General features: G+C 67.9%; 2 protein-coding genes. Both read left to right on the top strand.

Translation table 11 applies throughout. From position 1 onward, the window contains the following. On the top strand, positions 1-551 hold a 551-nt coding region (locus ELR45_RS37600; RefSeq protein WP_205856452.1), incomplete at its 5' end, for a dihydrodipicolinate synthase family protein. Beyond that, the coding region (locus tag ELR45_RS11905) for a ribonuclease J (RefSeq protein WP_240759503.1) at positions 548-1,987 on the top strand (1,440 nt) is incomplete at its 3' end. The genes ELR45_RS37600 and ELR45_RS11905, both read left to right, overlap by 4 nt.

Here is a 1,987-nt window from a genome sequence, read left to right as displayed (position 1 = left end):
GGCCGCCGCAGGAAGGGCTGCGGCAGCACTTCACGGCCGTCGCCGACGCCACGGACCTGCCGGTGATGCTGTACGACATCCCCGTCCGTTCCGGTGTGCCGATCACCACCGAGACGTTGCTGCGCCTGGCCGAGCACGACCGGATCGTCGCGGTCAAGGACGCCAAGGGCGATCTTTTCGCCTCGTCCGAGGTGATGGCCCGGACCAACCTCGCCTATTACAGTGGCGAGGACGCACTGAACCTCGCGCTGCTGACGCACGGCGCGGTGGGTGTGGTGAGCGTCGTCGCGCACGTCGCCGCCCGGCAGTACTCCCAGATGACCCGGGCCGTCGACTCGGGTGACCTGGCCCGGGCGCTGCGCCTGCACCGCCAGCTCATCCCGGCCGTGCGCGCGATTATGACCCGAACGCAAGGAGCAATCATGGCCAAAGCGGCCGTCCATACATTAGGAATCATTCAGAGCCGCCACATGCGCTCGCCCCTCATCCCCGCCACCGACGAGCAGGTCGCCGAGCTGCGTACTGACCTCTCCGAGGCGGGGGTCCTGTGAGCCATCCGCATCCCGAACTACCCGAACCGCCACCACTCGCTCCGGAGGCGCTGAGAGTCGTCCCGCTCGGTGGCCTCGGCGAGGTGGGCCGGAACATGACGGTCTTCGAGCACTCGGGGCGGCTGCTCATCGTCGACTGCGGAGTCCTCTTCCCGGAAGACCATCAACCAGGCGTCGACCTGATCCTTCCGGACTTCGACTACATCCGGGACCGCCTCGACGACGTCGAGGCCGTACTGCTGACCCACGGCCATGAGGACCACATCGGGGCCGTGCCCTTCCTGTTGCGGGAGAAGCCGGACCTGCCCATCGTCGGGTCCCGGCTCACGCTGGCGCTGATCGAAGCGAAGCTGAAAGAGCACCGGATCGACCCGTACCAGCTCGAGGTCAAGGAAGGCCAGACCGAGCAGTTCGGCCCGTTCGAGGTGGAGTTCCTGGCGGTCAACCACTCCATCCCCGACGGGCTCGCGATGGCGATCCGGACCAGCTCCGGAGTCGTGTTGCACACCGGCGACTTCAAGATGGATCAGCTGCCCCTGGACGGGCGGCTGACCGACCTCAACGGTTTCGCCCGGCTCGGCGACGCGGGCGTCGACTTGTTCCTGGTGGACTCGACGAACGCCGAGGTCCCGGGGTTCACGGCCCATGAGCGCGACATCGCGCCAGTGCTGGATCGGACGTTCTCAGCGGCACCTGGCCGGATCATCGTGGCGTCGTTCGCCAGCCACGTGCACCGCGTCCAGCAGGTGCTGGACGTGGCGGTGAGGCATGGCCGCAAGGTGGCGTTCGTGGGGCGGTCCATGGTGCGGAACATGGGGATCGCGCGCGACCTCGGGTATCTGTCCGTTCCGGCCAGCACGCTGATCGACCTGAAGAGCATCGACGACATTCCGCCGGATCAGCTTGTCCTGATGTCCACCGGTTCCCAGGGCGAGCCGATGGCGGCGCTGTCGCGCATCGCCAACCGGGATCACCCGGCCATCCGGATCGGCCAGGACGACGTGGTGATCCTGGCGTCGTCCCTGATCCCTGGGAACGAGAACGCGGTCTCCCGCGTGATCAACGGTCTGACCCGCGCTGGGGCGACGGTGGTGCACAAGGGCAACGCGAACGTGCATACATCGGGCCACGCGTCGGCGGGTGAGCTGCTGTATGCGTACAACCTGGTCAAGCCGCGCAACGTGATGCCGATCCACGGTGAGGCCCGGCACCTGCAGGCCAACGCGGAGGTCGCCATGGCAGCCGGCGTGCCGCGCAAGCGGGTCGCCCTGGCCGAGGACGGCGTGGTGGTGGACCTGGTCGACGGCGTGGCGCGCATCGTGGGCGCGGTGCCGTGCGGTTACGTCTACGTCGACGGGTCGAATGTCGGCGGTGTCGCGGAGGCGTCGCTGAAGGACCGCCGTATCCTCGGCGAGGAGGGGTTCATCTCCGTCGTC

The sequence above is a fragment of the Phytoactinopolyspora endophytica genome (assembly GCF_004138495.1).
In the GTDB taxonomy this organism is placed as follows: domain Bacteria; phylum Actinomycetota; class Actinomycetes; order Jiangellales; family Jiangellaceae; genus Phytoactinopolyspora; species Phytoactinopolyspora endophytica.
The sequence above is the reverse complement of the archived record's forward strand: the minus strand, read 5'-3'. Positions and strand labels throughout refer to the sequence as shown.